Here is a 6,846-nt window from a genome sequence, read left to right as displayed (position 1 = left end):
TGCTGCGGTGTCAGATCGGGCACCATCGCTGGCAAGCCAGCTCCCACAGGGTGCATCCCATTTCAGGGCGAGATCGCGGGCGGTTTTGAGGTCGACGGGAATGAACTGAATTTTATCGCCCGCCTTGAGCTGCCCCAGCTGCCACAGGTCCGCCTCAATCACCGTCACCGGGCAGACAAACCCACCCAGGCTCGGGCCATCCGGGCCGAGGATCACCGGCATGTCCCCGGTGAAATCCACCGCACCAATCGCATACGGATTGTCATGGATGTTCGACGGGTGCAGACCCGCTTCACCGCCATCCTCACGCACCCACTCAGGTTTCGGTCCGATCAGGCGCACGCCGGTGCGGCTGGAGTTGAAATGCACTTCCCACTGGGTCGCGAAGAATGTGGCGATGTAGTTTTCGCTGAAGTATTCCGGCGCGCCGTGCGGGCCGTAGATCACCCGGATCTGGCGCACGCTCGGCAGCGCAGTGATGTGCTGTTCGGCCAGTTGCTGGCCGACGCTGCGCTCGGTCAATGCCGGCACATGCAACACGTCACCGGCCCTCAACGCGCGACCGCCATGCCCGCCGAACTGGCCGAGAGTGAAGGTACTTTTGCTGCCCAGATAATCCGGCACCTGCACGCCGCCGCGCAGGCACAGATAACTGCGCGCGCCGGCGCCGCTGATGCTGCCCAGCTGCAACGTCGCGCCGGCCGGGATCAGCAGCGCGGTGTTCATCGGCACCGGTTCAGCGTCAAGGGTCAAGGCCATCGGCGCGCCGGTCACCGCGACCACCGCGTCACAATTGAAGCGCAGGATCGGCCCGCTCATGGTGATTTCCAGTGCGGCGGCGCCTTGTTTATTGCCGAGCAGACGATTGCCCAGGCGCAGCGCTCGGCTGTCCATCGGCCCCGAGGGTGGCACGCCGACGGCCCAATAGCCGAGGCGTCCGGGATAGTCCTGCACGCTGGTCTGCGTGCCGGCGCTGAGCACTTCGAAGGTGTTGGCGTGATGCAGCAGATTTTCCAGACAACGGGTCCACGGCTGGCCGCTGGCGAATGGAGCATCGAGCAGAATCTGCCGCAGATAGTCGCGGTTGGTTTCCACGCCGTACAACAGGCTATCGCCCAATGCCTGATGGAGTTCGGCGCGAGCCTGTTCGCGGCTGGGCGCCCACGCGATGAGCTTGGCAATCATCGGATCGAAATACGGCGGAATTTCCACGCCGGCCTCGACCCAGGTGTCGATACGCAACTCAACGCCGTTGGCGGGCGGAAATTGCACAGCGGTCAGCAGGCCCGGGCTCGGCTGGAAATCACGCCCCGGATCTTCCGCGTACAGACGTGCCTGAATCGCATGGCCCTGCGGTTCCAGGCCTTGATACAACTCGTTCAGCGGCGGCAGATCACCAGCGGCCAGTTCGATCATCCAGCGCACCAGATCCACGTCCCACACCTGTTCGGTGACGCCGTGCTCGACCTGCAACCGCGTGTTCACTTCGAGAAAATAGAAGCGCTGGGTCTCGCTGTCGAAGACGAATTCGACGGTGCCGGCGCTGCGGTAATTCACCGCTTGCGCCAGTTTGATCGCCGCTGCGCACAGCTCATCGGCCATGCCTTCTGGCAGGTTCGGCGCCGGGGTTTCTTCGAGGACTTTCTGGTTGCGCCGCTGCACCGAACAGTCGCGCACGCCGAGAGCGATGACTTCACCGCAGCCGTCGCCGAACACCTGCACTTCCAGATGCCGCGCGCGTTCGATGTACTTCTCGATGAACACCCCGGCGTCGCTGAAGTTGTTCTGACCGAGGCGTTTCACCGCTTCGAATGATTCGCTCAATTCGCTCGCGCTGCGGCACACGCGCATGCCGATGCCACCGCCGCCAGCGGTGCTTTTCAGCATCACCGGGTAGCCGACCTGTTCGGCGGCGCTCAGCGCGCAATCGAGGCTGTCGAGCAGGTCGGTGCCTTCGAGCATGGGTACGCCGTGCTGTTTGGCCAACGCGCGAGCAGTGTGCTTGAGGCCGAACACCCGCAATTGCTCCGGCGTCGGCCCGATGAAGGCGATGCCCTGCGCTTCGCAGGCTTCGGCGAACGCTGCGTTCTCGGAGAGAAATCCGTAGCCGGGATGAATCGCCGTGGCGCCGCTTTGTTTGGCGATCGTGAGGATTTTGTCGACCGCCAGATAGGTCGCGGACGCCGCGCCTTCGCCGAGGCTGTGCGCTTCAGCGGCCCGGGAGATGTGCAGGCTGGCAGCATCGGCTTCTGAATACACGGCGACGCCTTGGGCCTTCAGCACGTTGATCGTGCGCAGGATGCGACAGGCAATCGCGCCACGGTTGGCGATGAGGATTTTTTCGAACATGGCATAACCCCTGAAGGGGGAGCGGGCCGTCCCGCTGTTTTTCGACAGACACCCGGGCCGTCCCGGATGGAAAAAACACACTTCACTCAAACCCACCACAAACTCCTGTGGGAGCTGGCTTGCCAGCGATGAGGTCGGCACATCCAACATTGTTGGTGACTGAAACATCGCAATCGCTGGCAAGCCAGCTCCCACAGGACTGTCAGTGCCTTGAAGCTTTCAGGCACTGCCCGGAACGCGCCTGGCACAGGGCAAAAAGCCAACGGCGTAAACGGCTGATGGTCAATTCCATACCAGCAACTCCGCCGGGGTCGGGTTGTAGGCATTGCACGGGTTGTTCAACTGCGGGCAGTTGGAAATCAGCACGATGACGTCCATCTCCGCGCGCAAATCAACGTACTTGCCCGGCGCGGAAATACCGTCCTCGAAGGTCAGCCCGCCATCCGCCGTCACTGGCACGTTCATGAAGAAATTGATGTTCGGCCCGATGTCGCTCTTGCTCAATCGGCCGTCGTGGGCGCAGGCGCGCAGGTAGTTGTCGCGGCAGCTGTGCATGTAGCGTTTTTCCAGGGCGTAGCGCACGGTGTTGCTCTCTTGCGCGCAGGCGCCGCCGAGGGTGTCGTGGCGCCCGCAGGTGTCGGCAACGATGGTCAGCATCGGCTGGCCGAGGTTGGAATACAGCACGCTGCCGGTGCTCAGGTAGACGCTGTTCTGCCGGCGCAAGGTGCGTTGCACGTCGTAGCGTTCCTTGGGGTTGGCGAGGCTGTAGAACAAAGTGTCGACGGCCTGATTGCCTTCCAGATCGAGGATGCGCAGGGTCTGCCCGGCCTTGACTTCCATCAGCCAGGGCTCGCCGGCGGGAATGGTCGCGCGGTAGATCGCGCTGTCGGCTTGCTTGTGCGAAGTGGCGATTGCGAGTGACATGGCTGCGATCCTCAGGCGAACAAACGGTCGGTATTGATGAAGCCGCGCTCGTTTTCCGGGCGCGAAGTGCGGCAGTGTTCGGCGACGCTGGCGTCGGCGTTCATCCAGCTCAGCTTCAAGGGTTTCGGAGCGTATTCGGGTGACGGGTCCATCGGATGTTGCAGGGCGGTGAGCACCACCAGGGTGTCCATCGGCGCATACAACTCGATGTAGTCACCGGCCTTCGAGTTGCCTTCGACGAAGTGGAAACGCCCGGCCTCATCGACGTTCACGCGGCTGAACAGATTCAGGGTCATCAGCAGGTCGGACAGGCCCAGGCCCCACTTGCCGAGCTCCACCAGCAGGTTGTCGGTGCCATTGCGAAAGAAGCCGTTGCGCAGTTCCTGGTAGCGGCCCTGGCCGTATTTTTCGGCGACTTCTTGCGCGCAGAGCACGCCGCCGAGGCTGTCGCTCCAGCCGCAGGTGTCGGCGGTGATCGCGGCGAGCACGCGGCCCATGTCCGAGTACAGGCAGTGGCCGGCAGTGAGCTTGGCGGTGTGTTGGCATTTGAGGCTGTCGGGCAGGTTCAATCGCTCGGTTTTTTCATTGGCATTGAGCAAGGTCAGGCTGACGTTAGCGCCACCGCGCAGGTCGGTCAGGCGCAGCAATTGGCCGCGCTTGAGCACGAACGAACGGTGGCCGCCGCCCGGCAGCATTTCTTCAGCGAAGGGTGGGAAGAGTTGGATTGAATCAGTCATTGCAGCAGTCCTCTCAAGCAGTGCGAAGGGTGCCCGCCAGCGGCAGCGGCAGGGCCTCGACGGCGGCGCGCTGGGCGCGGCGGTCGCTGTTCAACGGGATGTCGTAGGTGATGCGGGCGCCATAGGCGCCGGGGGCGTGCGGGTCGAGGCGCACCTTGTCGAACACCAGCAGGCGCGTGCCCAGGCTGAAGCCTTCCGACAGGTCGTGGGTGACCATGAACACCGTCAGTTGCGTCTCGCGCCACAGCTCCAGCAGCAGCGCGTGCATGTCTTTGCGAATGCCCGGATCGAGTGCGCCGAACGGCTCGTCGAGCAGCAACACGCGCGGCTTCATGATCAGCGCCTGAGCGATGGCCAAGCGTTGCTGCATGCCGCCGGACAGCTGTGCCGGGTACTTGTCCAGCGCATGGCCGAGGCCGACTTTGCTCAGCAGTGCTGCCGCCTGTTCGCGCGCCTCGCGTTTGGCGTTGCCGAACAGCCGGCCAAGCAAGGGCGCGCGCGGCAATTCGAGACCGAGGGCGACGTTGTCGAGCACGCTCAGATGCGGGAACACCGAGTAGCGTTGAAAGACCACGCCACGGCTGGCATCCGGCTCGCTGGCCAAGGGCTGGCCGTCGAGCAGAATCTCCCCGCGACTGGCGGTTTCCTGGCCGAGCAACAGGCGCAGGAAGGTCGATTTGCCGCAACCGGAGGCGCCGACCAAGGTGCAGAACTCGCCTTCGTTGACGTTCAGGTTCAAGCCTTCCAGAACCACTTGATCGGCGTACTGCTGCCAGACGTTTTTTACCGTGATGAAGCTCATTTCGGTGCTCCCTCGTACCAAGGGAAAGCGCGCTGGGCCAGCTGTTTCAAGCCCCAGTCCATCAGCCAGGCGAGCAGGGTGATCCACACCACGTAGGGCAGGATCACATCCATCGCCAGGTAGCGCCGCACCAGAAAGATCCGGTAGCCGAGGCCATCGGTGGAGGCGATCGCTTCGGCGGCAATCAGGAACAGCCACGCCGAACCGAGCATCAAGCGCAGCGAGATCAGCAAGCGCGGCAACAACTGCGGCAAGACCACGCGCAGCATCAGCGTCCAGGTCGAGGCGCCGAGGGTCTGCGCCTTGATCAGCAGTTCGACCGGAATGTCACGGGCCCGCTGTTCCAGATCCCGAGCCAGCGCCGGGGTGATGCCAATCACGATCAGCATGACTTTCGATAACTCGCCCAGGCCGAAGACGATGAACAGAATCGGCAGGATCGCCAGCGGTGGCACCATCGACAGCACCGTCAGCAACGGCGACAACGGCGCGCCGAACAGCGGCAGGGTGCCCGCCGCGATACCGAGGCAAAGACCCGCCAGCGCCGCGATGCCGAGGCCGATGGCCAAACGGCGCAGACTCGACGCGGTGTCTTGCCACAACAGATATTCACCGGTGCGGCTGTCGGCGTTGAAGGCCAGGCGTTTTACCGCGTCGCTCATCTGCACGGCGCTGGGCAGCAGTTTGTCGTTGGGGTTGTCCGCCAGGCGCTCGGCCGAGCCTGTGAAGTAGGCGAACAGCACCAGCGCGAACGGCAGGATCACCAGCAACAGGCGACTCGGGCGATCGGGGTGGCGATTGATCAGGCGCATGGCCAAATCCTCCGTGGCTTACAGCTTGGCGTCGGCGGCCATCTGCACGTAGGTCGGATCGAAACGCAGCTTGAGGTTGGCGGTGTCGCCGCTGGTCACGCCGTTGGCGAAGGACATGCCCACCGCGCTCGGGTCTTTCGCGCCTTCGCCGAGCAGGCCGTGCTCGAAGGAGAACTCAGCGACCTTGCGCATGGTGTCCGGCAGTTGTTTGCTGGTGGCGAAATTCAGCGCTTCGCTCGGCGTGGCGAACAGTTTTGTGGTGTCCAGTTGCGCCTGGAAGCCTGCCAGATCGGTGCCAGAGGCCTTGGCCATGTGTTCCAGCGCAGCTTTGCTCGCAGCATTTTTTGCGTTCATCAAAGCGACCACTTCGAACCACGCGCCGGTCAGCGCTTTACCGAGCGCCGGGTTGTCTTTGAGGGTGGCGCTGTTGACCACCATCATGTCCATGATCTCGCCGGGAATCTGGCTGGAATTGAACACTTCGGTGACGCCGGGTTTGGCTTTGATATCCGAGAGCATCGGGTTCCAGGTGGTCACGGCGTTGACGTCGTCGGTGTTGAATGCGGCGGCAATGTCGGCGTCGGAGGTGTTGACCACCTTCAGGTCTTTCTCGGTCAGGTCCACCGAGTCCAGCGCGCGAGCCAGCAGGTAATGCGAGACCGACAGCTCGACCAGATTGACGTCCATGCCTTTCAGATCAGCGACTTTTTTACCTTCGCCTTTGAGCACGATGCCGTCGTTGCCGTTGGAGAAATCGCTGACGATCAGCGCGGTGCTGTCGACGCCACCGGCAGCGGGAATGGTCAGCGCATCCATGTTGGTCATGGTGCAGCCGTCGAACTGGCCGGCGGTGTACTGGTTGATCGATTCGACGTAGTCGTTGAGCTGCACGACGTCGATCTTGATCCCGTATTTCTTCGCCCATTTGTCGACGATGCCCTGGCTGCCGGCGTATTCCCATGGCATCCAGCCGGCGTAGATCGTCCAGCACACGCTGAAGTGGTCTTTCTGGGCGGCGGAAGATTGCGTGCTGATAAGCGCGGCGAAGGCGGCGGCGAGCAGGGCGGGGAAACGTAGTCGGATCATTGCGGATTCTCCAGTTGATCGAGGGCGGACAGGAAGGCAACGCGGCACCGCGAACGGTGGCTTGTCTCCCGGGCTTTTGTCCCGCCGTGTAACCTCAACTGGAGGTCGCCAACTCTCGGACCAGCCACTCGCGATT

At 63.0% G+C, this 6,846-nt stretch carries 6 protein-coding genes; all 6 read right to left on the bottom strand.

Annotated features, from left to right (window positions below):
- A partial coding sequence (locus tag OQK_RS30985; RefSeq protein WP_238537145.1) for a 5-oxoprolinase/urea amidolyase family protein occupies positions 1-2,349 on the bottom strand: 2,349 nt, incomplete at its 3' end.
- A 282-nt stretch (positions 2,350-2,631) separates the two neighbouring features.
- Positions 2,632-3,273: an urea amidolyase associated protein UAAP2 gene (locus OQK_RS04375; protein WP_016771291.1), complete on the bottom strand. Its 642-nt coding sequence runs from the start codon at positions 3,271-3,273 to the stop codon at positions 2,632-2,634.
- 11 nt (positions 3,274-3,284) lie between these two features.
- On the bottom strand, positions 3,285-4,010 hold the full coding sequence (locus OQK_RS04370; RefSeq protein WP_016771290.1) for an urea amidolyase associated protein UAAP1: 726 nt from the start codon (positions 4,008-4,010) through the stop codon (positions 3,285-3,287).
- Between the two features lie 13 nt (positions 4,011-4,023).
- Complete coding sequence (locus OQK_RS04365) at positions 4,024-4,812, bottom strand: ABC transporter ATP-binding protein (RefSeq protein WP_038860550.1); 789 nt, start codon at positions 4,810-4,812, stop codon at positions 4,024-4,026.
- Positions 4,809-5,624 carry an ABC transporter permease gene (locus tag OQK_RS04360; RefSeq protein WP_016771288.1) on the bottom strand — a complete coding sequence of 272 codons (816 nt, stop codon included), beginning with the start codon at positions 5,622-5,624 and terminating at the stop codon, positions 4,809-4,811. The genes OQK_RS04365 and OQK_RS04360 overlap by 4 nt, the downstream gene beginning before the upstream one ends.
- Positions 5,625-5,642: 18 nt before the next feature.
- Complete coding sequence (locus OQK_RS04355) at positions 5,643-6,710, bottom strand: putative urea ABC transporter substrate-binding protein (RefSeq protein WP_016771287.1); 1,068 nt, start codon at positions 6,708-6,710, stop codon at positions 5,643-5,645.
- Positions 6,711-6,846 lie beyond the last annotated feature (136 nt).

Source organism: Pseudomonas sp. R62 (assembly GCF_000257605.1).
Classification (GTDB): Bacteria; Pseudomonadota; Gammaproteobacteria; order Pseudomonadales; family Pseudomonadaceae; genus Aquipseudomonas; species Aquipseudomonas atacamensis.
Note: the sequence above shows the minus strand (reverse complement) of the source record. Positions and strands in the feature narration are given on the sequence as shown.